Annotated in this window: 20 protein-coding genes and 1 other annotated feature; all 20 genes read right to left on the bottom strand. The window is 36.1% G+C overall.

Features of this window, described 5'->3' with window-relative positions; translation table 11 throughout:
* Positions 1-7: 7 nt before the first annotated feature.
* A complete protein-coding gene (locus MKY29_RS06585; protein WP_340879346.1) occupies positions 8-1,327 on the bottom strand; it encodes a solute carrier family 23 protein in 1,320 nt (439 codons plus the stop codon).
* Positions 1,328-1,431: 104 nt separating this feature from the next.
* Entirely contained in the window at positions 1,432-1,971 is a 540-nt protein-coding gene (gene pyrR / locus MKY29_RS06580; protein WP_090562776.1) for a bifunctional pyr operon transcriptional regulator/uracil phosphoribosyltransferase PyrR, read from the bottom strand.
* Between the two features lie 206 nt (positions 1,972-2,177).
* Entirely contained in the window at positions 2,178-3,104 is a 927-nt protein-coding gene (locus MKY29_RS06575) for an RluA family pseudouridine synthase (RefSeq protein WP_340879345.1), read from the bottom strand.
* Complete coding sequence (gene lspA / locus MKY29_RS06570; RefSeq protein ID WP_093494411.1) at positions 3,104-3,580, bottom strand: signal peptidase II; 477 nt, start codon at positions 3,578-3,580, stop codon at positions 3,104-3,106. Before lspA ends, MKY29_RS06575 begins: the two co-directional genes overlap by 1 nt.
* A 337-nt stretch (positions 3,581-3,917) precedes the next feature.
* Positions 3,918-6,668 carry an isoleucine--tRNA ligase gene (gene ileS, locus MKY29_RS06565; RefSeq protein WP_340879344.1) on the bottom strand — a complete coding sequence of 917 codons (2,751 nt, stop codon included), beginning with the start codon at positions 6,666-6,668 and terminating at the stop codon, positions 3,918-3,920.
* A 73-nt stretch (positions 6,669-6,741) separates the two neighbouring features.
* Positions 6,742-6,961 (bottom strand) — a binding site (T-box leader).
* 49 nt (positions 6,962-7,010) lie between these two features.
* Positions 7,011-7,520: a DivIVA domain-containing protein gene (locus tag MKY29_RS06560; RefSeq protein WP_090562787.1), complete on the bottom strand. Its 510-nt coding sequence runs from the start codon at positions 7,518-7,520 to the stop codon at positions 7,011-7,013.
* 97 nt (positions 7,521-7,617) lie between these two features.
* Positions 7,618-8,406: a YlmH family RNA-binding protein gene (locus tag MKY29_RS06555; protein WP_340879343.1), complete on the bottom strand. Its 789-nt coding sequence runs from the start codon at positions 8,404-8,406 to the stop codon at positions 7,618-7,620.
* A 48-nt stretch (positions 8,407-8,454) separates the two neighbouring features.
* Positions 8,455-8,718, bottom strand: a complete 264-nt coding sequence (locus MKY29_RS06550; RefSeq protein WP_093494408.1) for a YggT family protein — start codon at positions 8,716-8,718, stop codon at positions 8,455-8,457.
* An 18-nt stretch (positions 8,719-8,736) separates the two neighbouring features.
* Positions 8,737-9,216 (bottom strand): cell division protein SepF, encoded by a 480-nt coding sequence (locus tag MKY29_RS06545; protein ID WP_241596038.1) that lies wholly within the window; start codon positions 9,214-9,216, stop codon positions 8,737-8,739.
* Positions 9,213-9,905 carry a YggS family pyridoxal phosphate-dependent enzyme gene (locus tag MKY29_RS06540; RefSeq protein WP_093494406.1) on the bottom strand — a complete coding sequence of 231 codons (693 nt, stop codon included), beginning with the start codon at positions 9,903-9,905 and terminating at the stop codon, positions 9,213-9,215. The genes MKY29_RS06545 and MKY29_RS06540 overlap by 4 nt, the downstream gene beginning before the upstream one ends.
* A gap of 80 nt (positions 9,906-9,985) precedes the next feature.
* Positions 9,986-10,219 carry a YlmC/YmxH family sporulation protein gene (locus tag MKY29_RS06535; RefSeq protein WP_090562803.1) on the bottom strand — a complete coding sequence of 78 codons (234 nt, stop codon included), beginning with the start codon at positions 10,217-10,219 and terminating at the stop codon, positions 9,986-9,988.
* 240 nt (positions 10,220-10,459) lie between these two features.
* Complete coding sequence (gene sigG / locus MKY29_RS06530; protein ID WP_090562806.1) at positions 10,460-11,239, bottom strand: RNA polymerase sporulation sigma factor SigG; 780 nt, start codon at positions 11,237-11,239, stop codon at positions 10,460-10,462.
* An 89-nt stretch (positions 11,240-11,328) separates the two neighbouring features.
* Entirely contained in the window at positions 11,329-12,036 is a 708-nt protein-coding gene (gene sigE / locus MKY29_RS06525; protein WP_090562808.1) for an RNA polymerase sporulation sigma factor SigE, read from the bottom strand.
* Positions 12,036-12,878, bottom strand: coding sequence for a sigma-E processing peptidase SpoIIGA (locus MKY29_RS06520; RefSeq protein ID WP_093494404.1), 843 nt, complete (start codon positions 12,876-12,878; stop codon positions 12,036-12,038). The genes sigE and MKY29_RS06520 overlap by 1 nt, the downstream gene beginning before the upstream one ends.
* Before the next feature lie 821 nt (positions 12,879-13,699).
* Positions 13,700-14,854, bottom strand: a complete 1,155-nt coding sequence (gene ftsZ / locus MKY29_RS06515; RefSeq protein WP_093494403.1) for a cell division protein FtsZ — start codon at positions 14,852-14,854, stop codon at positions 13,700-13,702.
* A 42-nt stretch (positions 14,855-14,896) separates the two neighbouring features.
* Positions 14,897-16,186 (bottom strand): cell division protein FtsA, encoded by a 1,290-nt coding sequence (ftsA, locus tag MKY29_RS06510; protein ID WP_093494402.1) that lies wholly within the window; start codon positions 16,184-16,186, stop codon positions 14,897-14,899.
* Between the two features lie 99 nt (positions 16,187-16,285).
* Entirely contained in the window at positions 16,286-16,636 is a 351-nt protein-coding gene (locus MKY29_RS06505) for a small basic family protein (protein WP_093494401.1), read from the bottom strand.
* 1 nt (position 16,637) lies between these two features.
* Positions 16,638-17,360 (bottom strand): DUF881 domain-containing protein, encoded by a 723-nt coding sequence (locus MKY29_RS06500; protein WP_093494400.1) that lies wholly within the window; start codon positions 17,358-17,360, stop codon positions 16,638-16,640.
* Between the two features lie 18 nt (positions 17,361-17,378).
* Positions 17,379-18,104 carry a DUF881 domain-containing protein gene (locus MKY29_RS06495; RefSeq protein ID WP_340879342.1) on the bottom strand — a complete coding sequence of 242 codons (726 nt, stop codon included), beginning with the start codon at positions 18,102-18,104 and terminating at the stop codon, positions 17,379-17,381.
* Positions 18,082-18,879: a cell division protein FtsQ/DivIB gene (locus MKY29_RS06490; RefSeq protein WP_090562830.1), complete on the bottom strand. Its 798-nt coding sequence runs from the start codon at positions 18,877-18,879 to the stop codon at positions 18,082-18,084. The genes MKY29_RS06495 and MKY29_RS06490 overlap by 23 nt, the downstream gene beginning before the upstream one ends.

Here is an 18,879-nt window from a genome sequence, read left to right as displayed (position 1 = left end):
AGGTCTATTATTTAGTTTGATGTAAATCTGTATTTTCTGCTTGTTTTCTACCTGGTAGGATCAGATTTAGTATAACCCCGATAATTGCCGCTAAAGCCATACCTTCAATACTAAGAGCTTCTGTGACAATGAATTTTGCCCCACCGATTCCTATTACTAGGATTACAGAAGCAATGACTAAATTTCTACTATTGCCAAAATCTACTTTTGCATCAACTAACATACGTAACCCACTTGCTGCGATTATCCCAAAGAGTAAGATAGATACACCGCCTAAAACTGCTGTTGGTATCGTAGAAATAACTGCCATTGCTTTTCCAAAAAATGAAAGTAGGATCGCTACTACAGCTGCACCCAAAATAACATAAACACTATATATACGAGTTATTGCTAACACTCCAATGTTTTCACCGTAAGTAGTTTTAGGTGGCCCACCGATAAGTGCACTTACTAACGTTCCTAGACCATCACCTAGTAATGACTTATGCAATCCAGGTTCTTTTATGTAGTCTCTTCCTACAACTTTCCCTAACACGAGCTGATGCCCAATATGCTCTGAGATTGTGACGATAACGATTGGAACCATCACTAGTAATATATTTGAAGTAACAACAAAATCATAATGTACTCCAGGAACTAAAAAGTCTGGTGAAGCGAACAATTTCGCTTCTTTTATTGGGGTAAAGTCAACAATCCCGATAATAATGGAATATATATAACCTACAACTAATCCTATTAAGATTGGCATTGTACTAATTATATTTTTGAAGTATACCGTACAGATGATCGCTGTAAACAATGTAACTAAAGCTGCTGAGAAGTGCAGGAAGCTATATTCTTTTAAGCCTGATTCTGCATTTGTTATATTCATTGCCATATCGACTGCTGTACTCGACAATCCGAGACCAATTACCATAATGACAGGACCTACGACAATTGCTGGTAAAAGCTTCATGATCCATTTATAACCACTTTTCCAAATTACAAGAGACACAATTCCATAAACTAATCCTACGAAAACTGCCCCGATCATGGCATTACCCGGATTAATAGCTTTTCCCGATTCATTCAACCCATTTACTGCCACAAGAATAGGTGCGATAAATGCGAACGACGATCCTAAATATGCTGGTACTTGGAATTTAGTTACGAGTAAGAAGATAATTGTTGCTATCCCGCTTGTTAACAATGCAATCGCAGGGCTTAAACCTACCAGCTGTGGTACTAATATGGTAGATCCGAACATCGCAAACATATGTTGAAAACTTAAAGTGATGAGCTGCCCACCGGATGGCTTTTCATTTACATCTAAAACGGCATTTGACATGAATTTTACCTACCTTTTAAATATTTTTTTTAATAGACCTGGAAGTATATGCTTCTTACTCAATATCTGTTTATCTCCAGCGCTTGTCGATGCTTTCTCTTTACTTATTCGTAAATGGTTACTGCATCTACTTCGTCTGTTTCTGTAACTTTTACAACAATTCTCTCACTGCTAGAGGTAGGTATATTTTTTCCAACATAGTCTGCTCGAATCGGTAGTTCTCGATGCCCTCTATCAATTAAAACTGCTAGCTGAATTTGAGATGGTCTTCCTAAATCCATTACTGCATCCATTGCAGCTCGGACAGTTCTTCCGGTAAATAAAACATCGTCAACCAAAATAACTTTTTTATCCTTCACATCATGTGTTATATCAACTTGTTGCACTAGCGGTTCAGCTGTATCATTCTTCAAGGAAAGATCATCTCTATATAGCGTTATATCTAGCTCTCCTGTTTTTATCGGTTTGCCCTCAATACGTTCGATTCTACCCGCTAGACGCTGAGCTAAAAATGCTCCTCTAGTTTTGATGCCCACTAGAATACATTCATCAATCCCCTTGTTACGTTCAATAATTTCATGTGCAATTCTTGTGAGTGCTCGATTTATCGCTTGCTCATCTAGAATATTCGCTTTTTCTCCCATCAACTTACATCTCCTTTGAACAAAATAAAAAACCTTCTAAGCTCGAGAGCCCAGAAGGTTGTAAATGCGTAATAAATTAGTGTGATTACTAAAAATCCGCAGATTGATAGTGAGTCACGTTCACAAGTACCTTCTCAGCCTCTCTGGACTGTTATTAAAGGTGAAGCTATATAATTTTTTCTTATTTCTTTCACTAGTATAGAGTACTATTCCTCATTAATCAATGATTGATTTTTTAAATCTTGTATCAAATTAGTGAAATCCTCTGGAAGTGGGTAGGAGAACTCTAAGTATTCTCCCGTTTTTGGGTGAATAAAACCTAATAATCCTGCATGTAAAACTTGTCCATCAAAACTAATAGTTTTTTTCGGACCGTATTTTGGATCTCCAGCAAGTGGATAACCGATATATTTCATATGAACACGGATTTGATGTGTACGTCCAGTTTCCAATTGGCATTCAACTAACGAAAATTTATCAAATCTCTCTATAACACGAAAATGTGTAACAGCGTGCTTACCATTATCTACTACCGCCATACTTTGTCTTTCTTTTTTATCACGAGCAATAGGAGCATCAATCGTCCCTTTATCGTGAGCAATGCGACCATGCACAAGTGCTGTGTACTTACGAGTAACTGTTTTCTTTACAAGTTGGTCCACTAACGAGACATGTGCTACATCATTTTTAGCAACCATCAAAAGACCTGTCGTATCTTTATCAATACGATGCACAATTCCAGGACGCATAACTCCATTAATACCTGACAAATCTTTAATTTGATACATCAAACCATTAACTAGTGTTCCAGTAGTATGTCCAGGTGCAGGATGTACAACCATTCCACGAGGTTTATAGACAACAACTACATCTTCATCCTCATAGATGATTTCTAAGTTCAAGTTCTCGGCAACAATATCAAGTGGAACAGCATCTGGAGGTGTAACGACAATAACATCACCAGCTTTTACTTTATAGCTCGTTTTTGCTGGCTCATTATTTACTGTTACAAAGCCGTCTTTTATAAAATTTTGAATTTGTGTACGTGACCAATCTGATTCAAAAGATGCAATTGCTTTATCAATGCGCTCTTTTGATTGTTCATTTTCAATAATAAATGTTAAATCTTCCATTACTTCACCTTTTTCTTTTCAGCTCGTTCTTCTTGAAATACGAATAATATTATAATTACAACACCAATAGTTAGTGCAGCATCTGCCACGTTAAAGATTGGAAAATCATAATTAATAATAGGTATTAAAACATCGACGAAGTCTACTACTTCGCCTCTCCAAAGTCGGTCAATAAAGTTCCCTATTGCTCCTCCAAGTAGCATCATCAAGCCAGCTTGAAATACTGGCTTTCCTTTTGCTTCTTTATGAAAATAATAGATAATTCCAATGATGACGATGATAGTGACAATGGTAAAGAATCCTATTTTTCCTTCTAGAATGCCCCAGGCTGCTCCTCTATTTCTATGAGAAAGTAGCGCTAGGTAAGGGTCCCACATAATAATTCGTTCACCAAGTATCATATTTTTAACGACTAGCCATTTTGTCCATTGATCTAATGCAATGACAAAGGCCGCCAGTCCATAAAATTTCCACACATTATTTCCCCCACATAACAAATTCTTTTCAGCAAAATTGAACACTCTCCATCTAGTTTAACACAGAACCATGCAATACGTAAAAGAGCAGACACAATTTCAACATCGATTATGTACCATAAGAGTTGAAAGGATGGCGGCTTTATGGGCTATTTGCTCGATGTTAAGGACTAAAGTAGAGAATTTAAGGGCTATATTGAAATCTATGGATTATTAAAAGTGATTTATGGGCTATCCGAAAACACTTAAGGGCTTTACCTTTAAAATTAAGAGCTATCTAGCCATTATCCTATAAAAAATGTGATCCAAATAATTGGACCACATTTCTTTGTTTTATTTACTTAACAACCTCTGCGCAACGTGCACATAAAGTTGGGTGGGCTTCACTTGTACCAACTGTTTCGGAAATTGTCCAACAGCGCTCACATTTTTCACCATCTGCTTTTTCTACTACAACAGAAGCATGCTCTAATACTAAGCTGTTTGCTGGTGCTTCAGACGGTGCACCGCCTAATTCAAATTTAGAAACAATGAACAATTGTGCAAAGTCAATGGCATCTGTTTCAAACAGTGCTTTATAGTCATCATTTACATATAAAGCTACTTTAGCTTCTAATGATTTACCGATCGTTTTTGCATTTCGCGCTTCTTCTAGTGCTTTTAATACATCATCACGTAATTCCATAATTTTATCCCACTTAGCTGCTAAATTCTTGAATTCAGGATAATCAACAGCTTCTGGCATATCCGTTAATTGAACACTTTCCGCAGTTTCATGCTCTAAATAAGCCCAAAGCTCATCTGTCGTATGAGGCAAGATAGGTGTTACTAATTTTAGTAGAGCTAATAATGTATCATACATAACTGTTTGCATAGCACGGCGATCCGAGTGGTCCTCGCCATAGATATACACAACATCTTTTGCAATATCTAAGTAGAATGAACTTAACTCACTTGATACAAAGTTATTCACCGTATGATATACACTTGCAAAATCGTAGCGATCATATGCAGCTCTTACTGTTGTAATTACTTCTTGAAGTTTCATGTACATATACTGATCCACTTCACGAAGATCCTTGAATTCCACACGATTATTAACAGGATGGAAATCACTAATATTACCATGTAAGAATCTGAATGTATTACGGATTTTACGATATACTTCTGATACCTGTTTGAAGATCGCATCTGATACACGTACATCTGCTGTATAATCTACAGAAGCTACCCACAAACGTACAATGTCTGCACCTAACTGATTTATCACTTTAGAAGGAACGATTACGTTCCCTAATGATTTACTCATTTTACGTCCATTTCCATCCAATGTGAAACCATGGCTTAACAAACCTTTGTAAGGAGCGTGACCAAACATAGCCGTACTTGTTATTAACGAAGAGTTAAACCAACCACGATATTGATCCGATCCCTCTAGATATAAGTCAGCTGGGAATACTAAATCGTCGCGTTCTTCTAGGACACCTTGATGAGATGAACCGGAATCGAACCATACATCCATAATATCTGTTTCTTTCGTAAAGATACCATTGGGACTTCCAGCATGTGTAAATCCTTCTGGTAGTAATTCCTTCGCTTCTTTTTCAAACCAAATATTTGAACCGTGCTCACGGAATAGTTTAGAAACATGTGAAATAGTCTCTTCTGTCAGAATCGGTTCTCCATCTTCCCCATAAAATACTGGAATTGGAACTCCCCATACACGCTGACGAGAAATACACCAGTCTCCACGATCGCGAATCATGTTAAATAGACGAGTCTCCCCCCATGCAGGAGTAAACTTGGTATCCCGAATAGCTTGTAGCAATTCATCTCTAAATGCCTCAATAGAAGCAAACCATTGTGCTGTAGCACGATAAATAACTGGTTTTTTTGTACGCCAGTCATGCGGATATGAATGTGTAATAAATGTAAGTTTCTCAAGCGCACCTGCAGCCTCTAAAGCTTCTGTAATCGCTTTGTTAGCTGTGTCATAAAATAATCCTTCAAAACCAGGTGCTTCAGCAGTCATTACACCGCGGTCATCAACTGGACAAAGAACATCTAAGCCGTAAGCTTTTCCAACGTAAAAGTCATCTTCCCCGTGTCCAGGAGCTGTATGAACACATCCAGTCCCAGATTCAGTTGTTACATGCTCTCCTAAAATGATAAGAGAATCACGATCGTATAATGGATGTTTCGCTACGAGACGATCCATTTCCTTACCTTCCAGTGTACGTTCTACTGTATATTCTTCCCAGCCTAATTCTTCCGCAACAGATTTTACTAAATCTAATGCAACGACAAATTTAGAACCTTTCGTATTAACAACTGCATACTCAACTTTAGGATGCAAGGAAATAGCTAGGTTTGCAGGAATTGTCCAAGGTGTTGTAGTCCAAATGATAAATTTTGTTCCTTCTTCCAGAACTCCTTTTCCTTCAGTCACCTCAAAGCTTACATAAATAGATGGTGATTTTTTATCTTGGTATTCAATTTCTGCTTCAGCCAATGCTGATTCACTTGATGGTGACCAGTAAACAGGCTTTAACCCTTTATAAATATATCCTTTTTTAGCCATTGCACCGAATACTTCAATTTGACGTGATTCAAATGCAGGAGTTAATGTAACATATGGATTATCCCAGTCCCCACGAACACCCAAACGTTTGAATTGTGAGCGTTGATTGTCAATTTGTTGATATGCATACTCCTCACAAAGCTTCCTAAACTCTGCTAAAGACATCTCTTTACGTTTTACACCTTTATTGGTTAGTGCTTGCTCGATTGGCAGACCATGTGTATCCCAGCCTGGAACATAAGGTGCATGGAAGCCTGACATAGACTTGTGACGGACAATCATATCTTTTAATACTTTATTTAATGCATGACCCATATGAAGATCACCATTGGCATAAGGTGGTCCATCATGTAGTACAAAAAACGGACGATCTTTTGTATGGTCCTGTACCTTTTTATAAATATCCTGATCTGCCCATTTAGTTTGAATTTCTACTTCTTTCACTGGTAAATTTCCACGCATAGGGAAATCAGTTTTTGGCATTAATAACGTATCTTTGTATTCCATCTTATAACCTCCTAATTATTAAAAGCATGAGTACTGTAAAGGAGTGGCGAAAACAAAAAAACTCCACATCCCTAAAAGGGACGAGGAGTTATGCTCGCGGTACCACCCTACTTGCGATTTGTATAAAATCGCCGCTTAGAATGCCATAACGGGGCATTAACCGAAGACACTTACTATTTGTTCAGTGCCCTTGCTCCAAAGTGATATTCTAAATAAGATTCTACCCTGAGCTCTCACCACCCTCAAGTCGCTTTGTCGAAATCTATTTTAGACGTCTTTTTCAACGCATATTATATGATATGAAATTATTATAGGTAAAGTATGGCTATGAGTCAAGAAATGTTAATCTTCCGTAACAGATATACGATCAATTGCTTCTGTATCCACATCATATTCCATTAAATGATTCCAGTCATCTGTGTTGATCAAATCTAGCTGGGCTTCGACTAACATTTTAAAACGATTTCGGAAAACTTTTGACTGCTTTTTCAAGTCCTCGATTTCCAATGCAATCCTTCTAGCCTTAGTTAAAGCTTCATTAACAATTCGATCAGCATTTTTTTCTGCCTCTTTCACAATTAACTTCGCTTCTTTTTGTGAATTGCGACGAACCTCTTCTGCTGCCTCTTGTGCAACGACAATTGACTTATGTAATGTCTCTTCAATTGAAGTAAAATGACCAACCTTTTCGCTTGAAGTTTTAAGCTTTGTTTCTAATTCCTTTTTTTCTTTCATCAATATTTCAAGATCTTTCATAATTTGATCAAGGAATTCGTTTACTTCATCTTCATTATATCCTCTAAATCCTTTACCAAATTCCTTGTTATGTATATCAAGTGGTGTCAGTGGCATTTTAACATCTCCTTTACTTACTATTCTTGTATTCTTTCTTACATTATACATTTCCAAGAAGGTGAATACATCTAAATTTGAAATATTCTTATAAAAATTAACTTTTAAGTTCTAACCTGCCTATTTGTAGTCGTAATTTATCTTTTTTTGTTCTTCCTTCGATCATTATTAATTTTACTCTTCCATGCCCTCTAATAGAAAGTAAATCAAGTTCTTGTAACTCAAGAGATACCTGATCCTTTTCTGACCAGTTCACTTTGACCTTACCAGCTTGAATAAGGGATGCAGATTTTTGACGAGAAATATTAAAAACTGCCGCAATCACTGTGTCTAACCTAAGGGAACTAACCGTTAAAGTATCAGTTATCCATTCCTCCTGTTGAACAAAATAATCGATTGGATTTTCTATCACATTTATATGAACTTTCACTTTCCCAATGGATGTGAAATTAGCTCGAACGTAATCTAAAACCTCTAAGGCAACGACGAACTGAATGGCTCCATCTTGTACGCGTATATCACCAAATTTACTACGATCAATTCCTAGTGACATCATTGAACCAAGAACATCCTTGTGCTTTAGCGTAACAAATTTAGTAGGATAATGAACTTCCACTACTTTCGAAGAGAAATCGTTATCAGATGGAGTAAAATAAGAAGGAAACAATAAGACTCTTCTTCTCTCCGCATCCTCTAGTGCACCTTGAGCGCTAGAGTCAATCTCTTCATATTGCCTACGAATCGAGTCTACGATAAATTGCTGCCTTGGGTCTAGAAAGTCCGTCAACTTAGGAGCATATCGATCCTCAACTTCCCGCATCATACTCACAACCTGTTCTATAAATGGCTGTTCTTCTTTTCTAAAATGTTGCAATACATTTTCCATTTTAATATTTCCCTTTCGACTATAGTAAAAAACCCCACGAAAGTGAGGTTAGACAACTATATTAGCTATATAATATATGCCTGTCATTGCTAGGTTTAATACAAAAATTGCCACAATTGGTGAGATATCAATCATCCCTAATGGAGGAATAATTTTTCTAAATGGTTCTAAGTATGGCTCACATATTTTCCCTAAAAACTTTCCAAAACCTGATTGTTGAATGCTCGGAACCCATGACATTAAAATATACGCTATTAATGCATACGTATAAATTTGAACACCCCAGCTTATTAAAGATAAAACTAATCCCATAATTTAAATACTCCTCTGTTAATCTAAGTCATTATAGTAATAATCCGATATTGCACCATCGACTTCAACAGAATCTGGTGCACAAAGGAATATATCCGTACCTATTCTTTGTATGTCTCCACCTAAAGCGTACACTGTCCCACTTAAAAAGTCGATTATTCGAATTCCCTGCTCCTTATCAATTCGTTGCAAATTTACAATTACAGCCTTTTTACTTTTTAAGTGTTCAGATATATCTTGTGCTTCTGCATACACTCTCGGCTCTATCAATATTACTTTTGATGACTTTTGGACATTTTGAATACTAACGAGATTAGGAGTGTTCATATCCTTTGGAATCGTATTAAATTTACGTTCTTTAGGAGCAGACTTTACAGTTTGTTGCTTTATATTATTATCAACTGTTTTTTGCTGCTGAGGTCTTGGTTGCTGCGCTTCTGATGCTTCCTCATCTTCATCTAAGTAGAAGAAGTTTTTCATCCAGTTTTTCATGCTCATACAATTCCCTCCCTCTCTTTTCCAACCAATGCTGTTCCGACTCTAATAAATGTTGCACCTTCTTCTATTGCTATCTCATAATCCCCAGACATTCCCATGGAAAGTTCTGTACAAGGGGCGCCTGCTATTTGTTTAGCTGCAATTTTACTTTGGAGTTGTTTCAATCTGCGGAAAACATTTCGAATGATTGTGTCATCTTCCGTATTAGGTGCCATTGTCATCAATCCAATAATGCGAATACGTTTATGGTTTTTAAGCTGATCTACAAATGCTTCTACTTCTTCAAAAGCAAGCCCATGTTTTGACTCTTCTTGGGATACGTTTACTTGTACAAAACAATCCTTTGTGGAGGTAGCTCTTTTCTCAATTTCATCCGCTAAACTCATCCGGTCTAATGAATGCAAGAAATTTATATGGTTAATAACTGATTTAACTTTTCTTGTTTGCAATGAACCTATGTAATGCCACCCAACATCATTAGAAATGGCATCTAACTTTTTCTGTAAACCCTCTGGTCGATTTTCTCCCAAATGCCGAATACCATTTTCTATTACCTCGTTTGTTCGACTAACTGAAACTTCTTTTGTTACTGCTATTAATGTAATATCTTCTAACTTTCTATTACCTCGGTCGCATGCATTTTGCATACGCTGTTGAATTTGTTCTAAGTTTTGTTGTACGTTTGTCATTCGAAACCCAACTTTTCATCAATTGTTTTTGTTTATTGTATCAATGAAAAGCCGTTTTATCAATGATGAACATTGTAAGTCTATGTTTTTGATACAATTATAACATCTTTTCCAATTATCGCTATATTTTGTACGGCTATTTTCTTTGTGTCTCTTTTTTTATTAAAAAAAGTTGGATACGCTCCATTTTCTTCTACTAAAAATGAAATAATATAACCAGTTTCTTTATCAATTTCTGCGTCTACAATATAGCCGAGTAATTGCCCACTCTTTGCTTCTATTACTTCTTTTTGCTGCGCATCTGAAAATTTCATCATTAACCCCCTTTATTCATTATATGAATGAAAATGAAAAAAACGCTTTTTTTCTAAAAAGAAAAAAATCCAGATCTTAAACGCTTCGTTCTAATGCATAAATACGGAATCCTACTTGTAACTACCTATATGATTTTTTAAGTGTTTTCTGCCGGACCAAGCTAACTTGTTGTTCTTAAGAAATTTATAACAACAGAAAAACGCTTCTTCTAAAAAGAAAAAGCGTTTTTGCTAAATAACTTATGGATTCAATTGGCTTTGAATAGTTGATAAGGCACTTTTCTCTAATCTTGAAATTTGTGCCTGCGATAAACCTAAGTCCATTGCTATTTCTGTTTGTGTAGCTCCATAGTAAATTCTCTTCGTTAATATTTTCTTTTGTCTTGTATCTAGCTTCTGAAAACTATCCTTCACAGTAAAATAAGTTACCCATTGATCTTCGGATACATCATTATCGCATAATTGGTCCATCATATAAATAGCGTCTCCACCATCACTGAATATTGGCTCTTGTAAAGATACAGGATCTTGAATAGCATCTAAAGCAATTAATATATCCTCCACTGAAATATCTAGCTCTTTTGACAAGTCATCCAAGGTTGGTTCTTGTAAATGTTCGTTGATAAACTGTTCCTTTGCTTTCATAGCTTTATATGCAATATCTCTTAACGATCTTGATACTCGTACTGAATGATGATCACGTAAGTGTCTTTTTATTTCTCCAATAATCATAGGAACTGCATACGTAGAAAAACGGACGTTATGCTTTAAATCGAAATTCTCAATTGATTTGATGAGCCCAATACAACCAACTTGAAACAAATCATCTGCTTGCTCTCCTCGGTAAGCAAACCTTTGAACTAGACTTAAAACTAGCCTTAAATTACACATTACCAGTTCATCTTTAACAGATTCTTCACCAGATTGTAAACGGATAAACAATTCTTTCATTTCTTCATGCTTAAGTAAAGGAAGCTTAGATGTATCAATGCCGCATAATTCAACTTTTGTTCTCGTCATAGATCTTCCTCCGGACTTTTTAATTGTTCTAAGTCAGTTTGTCCGGGAAAGAAAAGATTATTCTATACGTTTCTATCCAATTTCACCCATTAGGCAATTGGTTCGTTTAACAGCTCCTTTAAATCTAAAATGATTTTTTTTTCTAAACGTGATATATATGATTGCGAAATACCTAAATGATCAGCTACTTCTTTTTGAGTCATTTCTTCTTTACCATTTAAACCAAACCGACATTGCATAATGTACTTTTCCCTATTCCCTAGTAAATTTATTGCTTCAAATACATGTTGACGCTCTAGTTTTTTCTCCACATCTTCAATGATTAAATCCTCGCTAGTACCTAAAATATCTGATAGTAATAGTTCATTCCCGTCAGAATCAGAATTTAAAGGTTCATCAAAAGAGACTTCTGACTTCATACGATTTGTCTTACGTAAATGCATTAAAATTTCGTTCTCTATACATCTTGATGCGTAAGTTGCGAGCTTAATACCTTTTTCTAGATTAAACGTCTCTACAGCCTTAATAAGTCCGATTGAACCTATACTAATAAGGTCTTCTATATTAGTATTTGTCTGATCAAATCTTCTCGCAATGTAAACAACTAATCTTAAGTTTCGTTCAATTAATACATCTCTAGCATGTTCATCTCCATCCATAAACGCCAGTAGCATCTCTCGTTCTTCTTCTCTCGATAATGGTTTAGGTAATGATTCATTGCCACCAATATAATGTACACTTTTTCTTCTAAAGGAAAGTACCCAATAGTAAATCTTACGCAACCAATTCATCAGCATTATCCTACACTCCTTTTTTTCAAATGAAAATATGAGGAACTATGTAATATCCCATCCGCCCCATGTGGAAACTTTTCTCTTGCTTTCGTCATAACAATATAACCTTTTGGTAATGCCTGATCTCCTATCATCCATTGATCATACTTAATACCAACAACCCATGTTTTATGTTTGTGAATCGTTGCAATTGGAATTAATCTTAATTTACTTGCATATTCTTTTGAAATCTTGTCCAATCCGGTTCTTCCATCAAACTCCCAATTACTAATAGCTTCAAATAACGCATGTGGTAGAATCTCCCGCAACATTTCAGCTGCCACAAAGTGGACAGGATCATTGGACAACGGTTCCGTACACACATTTCCTGAGTCTATAAAAAGTGTCAGCTCCTTAGAAATACCAAATAACGAAACGTTAGATGGATATAGAAGCTCTCTTTCTCCGTGAGTAATATTCAGATGAAGGACATGTTTGGTCAGCAAATATAGACCACCTGTTGCAATCAACGCAAAGTTCATAATCATAAACAAATTACTACTATTGTCATACAAAGGAGCAATAGCTGTAAGTAAACCGCCAGCAAAAACACTAGTCAGTAACGTTAAAATAATTGCTTTTCCTATTTGCGAACGTTTTTTCCAAAAAGCAATCGCAATCATTACAAAAAAAGATAAAAATATTGTACTCATAGAATGAGAGAAAACAACTGTGATTACTCCAGCCGTTAGAGCAGATAGGAATAAATACCTTTTCTGATTTTCAATCCACCCAATTTTATTGGCAAATGCCAAAACGGTATAATTGAAAAAAGTATTGGTTACAATCATTACTTCCGCATACATAGTTTCCCTCCTTTTGACTAAAGCTTAGCATCTAAAGTTTAAGAAATTTGTCAAAAGACCGTTCAAAAACGTTCTTTTTTTACGACAAATAATAAGAGTTAAGAAATACAAAAAAAGATGCCAATTAGGCTGGTGGTGACTGAACGTCACCACCAGCATCTGTTTTCTCAGTAGTTTTATGGCATTTTTCTGTCCGTCACCCTTATACCTTCTAGAAACAGGTTAGTGGGATAACAAAAGATAAGATACTCTTCAATTCAAAGAGGGAGCTCCCGAAAATAAAATTTCGGGAGCTCTACCGTTAATCTATAAGGCAAATACCAGCTATTTTTTGTCGTATACTTTTTTCTTAGTGTAGAAATATATAAGAAATGCCTTTTTGGATGCTTGATAACCCAAATCTAAGAGCTCTGTTTGTAATCGTTATATTCTATACCACTCAAATTACCAAAAACTTATTTTAAGCTCAGGAATCAAAAATTATCCTTATATTTAATACAGAATTTGATCTTAATATATCTTTACTTGCTCTCACCTATTGTTTACTTGCTCCCATCAGTGGCTTACTTGCGGTCTTAAAGTTTTACTTGCTCAAAGTCTATATTTACTTGCGGACTATTACCTTTTACTTGCGTAGTGGAAAACTTTTACAAAACTTTTATCGATTCATGGCCAAAACATGTAGAACCATACTACTAATAGGTGTTTCTATTCACTGTTTCGACTGGAATATTCCTAATTTATAAGGAGTCCTTTTAACACGGGAAATTATACTTTATTCAAAAAAAGCAACCACCGAAGTGATTGCTTTAATCTTTATATTAGTTTCTACGTTGACGATTTCTTAAGAAAGTTGGGATATCTAATGCATCCTCTTGTTGGTTATGAGATACATGTCGTTCTTGTTGAGGTGCTTGTTGTTGCACTTCTTCTTTACGCTGTTCTCGGATTGGTGCTACAGATGGTTGTGGCGTTCTGCTGCCACCGAAACCTGTGCTTCGAGGTTGTTTTTGTGTGATAAGTTCTTCGTTGAATCCAGTTGCAATTACCGTAACAACTATTTCATCTTTCAAGTTATCATTGATAACCGAACCGAATATCATATTAACTTCTTCATCTGAAGCAGAGGCAACAATATCAGCCGCTTCTTGAACTTCAAACAGACTTAAGTTTGAACCACCAGTAATATTCATCAAGACACCAGTTGCTCCATCAATTGATGTTTCAAGAAGTGGACTTGAAATAGCCTTTTTCGCAGCTTCTGCAGCACGATTTTCTCCTGCAGAAATACCGATACCCATAAGTGCTGCACCTTTGTTAGACATAATTGTTTTAACATCTGCAAAGTCAAGATTGATAAGACCAGGTACTGCGATCAAATCAGAAATACCTTGAACCCCTTGACGTAGTACATTATCCGCTTCTCTGAATGCTTCTAGCATTGGTGTGTTTTTATCTACGATTTCTAACAAACGGTCATTTGGAATGACGATTAACGTATCAACTGACTCTTTCATCATGCTAATACCACCAACTGCTTGTGTAGAACGTTTACGACCTTCAAAAGTAAATGGACGTGTTACTACCCCAACTGTTAATGCCCCTAAATCACGTGCAATTTGAGCAATGACTGGTGCTGCTCCAGTACCTGTGCCGCCACCCATACCTGCTGTGACAAATACCATATCTGCGCCTCTTAAAGCTTCTTCTATCAGTTCTTTACTTTCTTCCGCAGCTTTTTTCCCTACCTCAGGATTCGCTCCTGCACCAAGACCGCGAGTTAGTTTTCCACCAATTTGTAGTTTTACTTCGGCTTTTGACATATTGAGAGCTTGTGCATCTGTATTAACAGCAATAAAATCTACTCCTTGAACACCGTGTTCAATCATTCGATTTACAGCGTTGTTACCGCCACCACCTACTCCAATAACTTTAATGATCGCTAATTGATCTTCATTTGTTTCAAATTCTAACATGCTATTGCCTCCTATGCTCTCTCTGCTATGATAAAGGGTTTGTTATTCGAAAAACTTGTCAAAAAATCTTTTTGCTTTTGTCATTGGGCTATCTTTGTGTTCATTGGTTGTTTGCGCAGTTTGTTTTTGTTTTTTTGACACCGCAACTGTTTCATTTGGAACCGAATGCGCTAATGCATGGCTACTACCAATTTTACCATAGAAAAGATCTTCTTTATAGGCATATCTTATAAGACCAACTGCAGTCGTATATTGTGGCTCACGAACCCCAATATAATCTGGAGTATATAGTCTTACTCTTGTTTGGAGTATATGTCTTGCCAACTGACCTAAGCCTTCCAGTTTAGAAACTCCGCCAGTAATCACTACTCCTCCTGGTAAGTCTTGTAAACCAAGTCGATAGAATTCTTCCAGAACTAGTTCAAATAGCTCTTCAAGTCGAACTCCGATGATTTCAGCAATATAACGTTGCGAGTATTGTTCCTTCATATCAGCTCCTATTACAGGTACTTCAAATAATTCATCATCCGAAGCATCATCATAGAATGCATGTCCATATTTTAGTTTAATCATTTCTGCTTGTTCGGTTGGTGTTTTCAGTACAATAGATAAATCTTTTGTAATATGATCTCCACCTACCGGAATAACAGAAGTATTAATTAAATGACCTTCATTAAAAATGGCAATCGTTGTGGAACCCCCGCCTATATCAATATAAGCAGTGCCATGATTTTTTTCATCTTCAGTTAATGCAAAATGACCACCAGCTAAAGGTTGCAAATAAATCTCCCTTATTTGGAGACCAGCTCTTTCCACACATCTTAACACGTTATGTAAAATTGTTTTGGATGTAGTCATCATAATACCGTCTAATTCTAAGCGGGTGCCAATCATCCCTCTTGGATCTTTAATTTCCTCTAAGTGATCGACGATAAACTGTTTTGGTGCTATATTAATAAGCTCTCTCTCAGGAGGAATAGACATTACTTGAGCAGACTCAATCACACGTTCTAAGTCTCCATCCGTAATTTCTCTATCCTCACGATTAACAGCGACTACTCCTTTAACATTTTGTATATTCGCCATATTTGCTGGGATGCCTAATACTATTTCATTAATAGACATACCAATCATTCTTTCGGCTTCATTAACAGCTTTTTTTATAGATTGTACGGTTGCATCTATATCCACAATGGTGCCTTTTCTTATTCCATTTGATTTAACATTTCCTACACCTATTACATGCAGCGAGTCATCATTCATTTCGCCTATTAAGACCTTGATTGATGACGACCCAATATCTAGTGATACGTATAATTCTGATTGATTCAACCCGTGGCACCTCCTGTAAACTCTTTATTTATTATTCTAGTGTAAAAATAGTATAAAGTCTAAAATTTTCTAAAGAAATAGTCAATTACTATATAAAATCTATTGTTTTTTTCTTTCTGACCATTTGGTTAACATTATTCGACGAATAACTGCTATATTTTGAAATAATCGTACTCCAAACGCAAAAATTGCAGCCAAGTATAAATCTATCCCTAAGTGGACTCCTAAAAATGCTAGAGCTGCAGCAAGAGCAATGTTGAAGAAAAATCCTGAAACAAATACTTTATCATCATAAACATGCTGTAGATGGGCACGTATTCCACCAAATAAAGTATCAAGTGCAGCCAATACTGCTATTGATAAATAGCTTTCATATATTTCTGGAACCTGCATTTCAGTTAATAAACCGAGGGAAATCCCAAGTATCAGTCCTAATAATGGCAACCACATTTCATGACTCCCCTTCTGGTACTTCTTTTAAGAAATGATTGTTCACTGGTTGGTCATAAGCTGAAATCCTGATAATCTGCTCTGGCTCACCAATCTTAAGTTTTAAATTATCGATATAGAAGTCATCACCGATTGTAGAAGCCTCTAACTGATTGTACATTTTTTGTGCTTCATCATAGGTAGAAGTTCCAATTCTGATCATAAATGGAGCATTTCTTACAGGTATATTATTCACTGTAGTTTTACCATTTACATCTCTTATTGGTGAAGAATATATTATACGTTTACCGTCAACTTCAATATCTTTAGCTTTAAAACGATTGATTTCATTGATTAGACGAATAAGTAGGTCTGGTGAAATACCTTCTACAGGTTGTCCAAGTGCAATGCTTTCTAAGGATGGTTCTACTTTAATAGTAAGCCCTGGACCAGTATAATCTACTAGCCCAATATCTTCCTTTAGTTGCACCACTGTATCCTCTAAAGCAAACGCAGCACTTTCACTCACCATATTCCCATATTTAAGGATTGTCTGATCTAACATATATACTTCAGATAGTAACTCTGAGTGTGTTTCGGTTTCTTTGGACAATTCTTGACGAATAGCCCATATGTCTCGTGTGTCTCTAGTTTCTGGATTTTGAACGGTGTTATATTGTACTGCTAACATAAAACCCACTATTAACAAAATTATGGTGAACCGAATATAGACGGTTTTTTTCATTATTCGGCCTCCTTTTGGTTAGCTATAATCATCATCCCTTAAAGCAGGCATAGTTATTAAATCTTTTTCTCCGACGGTTACCACTATATTATCACTAGTAAGTTGATCTACAACGCCTCCACCTAAGTTTACGGAGGCGAATAAAACTTTGGGATCTCCTACTGCTTCTATTGTAAATGGGGCAGGAAAGGTTTTCCCATCAACCACAATTACAGGTCCAGTACATCGTATATAGGAGTTTGCGTGAAGCCGCTGACCATTAATCGATATAGCCTCTGCACCTGATATTTTTAATTCATTGATCACTTTAAAAACATGACTCTCATGTACAATGTAATCATTTGGGTTTTCTTGAGAAGGATTATATGCCCCATCTTCCAACGAAACAGTAATTCCTTTTCCTTGTGATGGAATATCACCAATTAATAATCGAAGTAATTCTGCTTCCTCAACTAGCTCTTCCACACTTTCTTCACTCTCTACAAAAGATTGTTCATAATCTCGAACTTTTTGCTGCTTTACGATAATTTCTTCCGTTAGTTCTTTATTTCGTTCTTTTTGTTCTACTAATTTTTCTCTATATTTTTCTTGCTGTTGGAACCCCGAGACATCTGAAGCGTTTTCATCTGTGTCATCTGAGGAGATGCTATACGAATATGCAAGTATAAATCCTAACACTAAACTTACCATCGATATAGTAATAAGTCCCCTAGACGGTACTTTAAGGAGTTTGGTCTTCCTCATTTTCCACAACCTCCTCCTTTTCTGGTACATTGTACACATCTACATATGGTTGAAAAAATGTTCCTACTTCTAAATCTACAATCCCTTTCACTTCTGGATTCAGTTGAGAAACAATAGACGGGTAGTAATTCATTTTCTCTCCAAATGATGGAATGATTGCTTGAACCTCATTGCCATCATTCATATACACTTGAATAGAATAGGCATCGTTTTCGGTTGGTGTATATTTAATCTGTGAAATACCCGTTAACACTTCACTGTCTAAGAGCTTTAACTCTTTAATCATTCTTTGACGTATTTTCTCATCTTCAAACCCAGTAAATATGGGACCATCCTTAGGAATAACTTGTCCATCTGTTTTAATAATCTGCCCATTTTCTAAAATAATATGAAGAAAATCGCCTTCCTCAAGGTATCCTATTTGATTAAACTCATTCACCTGTATATGAACGGATGTTAACCACTTCCGCTGGACATGCACTGATTCTACCCAGGCATTCCCTGCCAATAGATTTTCTATTTTACTTTCATTAAAACTCCACATCGATTCACCAGTAACCAATGTACTTTCTTCTATGTACAATTGCTCTGGAACTAGTTTTGCACCATCTAATGAGATTGTTTGAATTTGACTATAAGATGATTGGAAATATAAAACAATCAACAAAGTAGTTACAAAGAGAAAAAGTAGAATGGAAAATTTTTTGTTTGTTCTACGTCTTCTTCGCTCTTTTAGTGTAGGTATACGATCTTCAATATCAATAATTTTTTCCAT

The sequence above is a fragment of the Psychrobacillus sp. FSL K6-2365 genome, assembly GCF_038003165.1.
Lineage (GTDB): Bacteria > Bacillota > Bacilli > Bacillales_A > Planococcaceae > Psychrobacillus > Psychrobacillus psychrodurans.
This window is presented reverse-complemented; position numbering and strand designations above follow the sequence as displayed.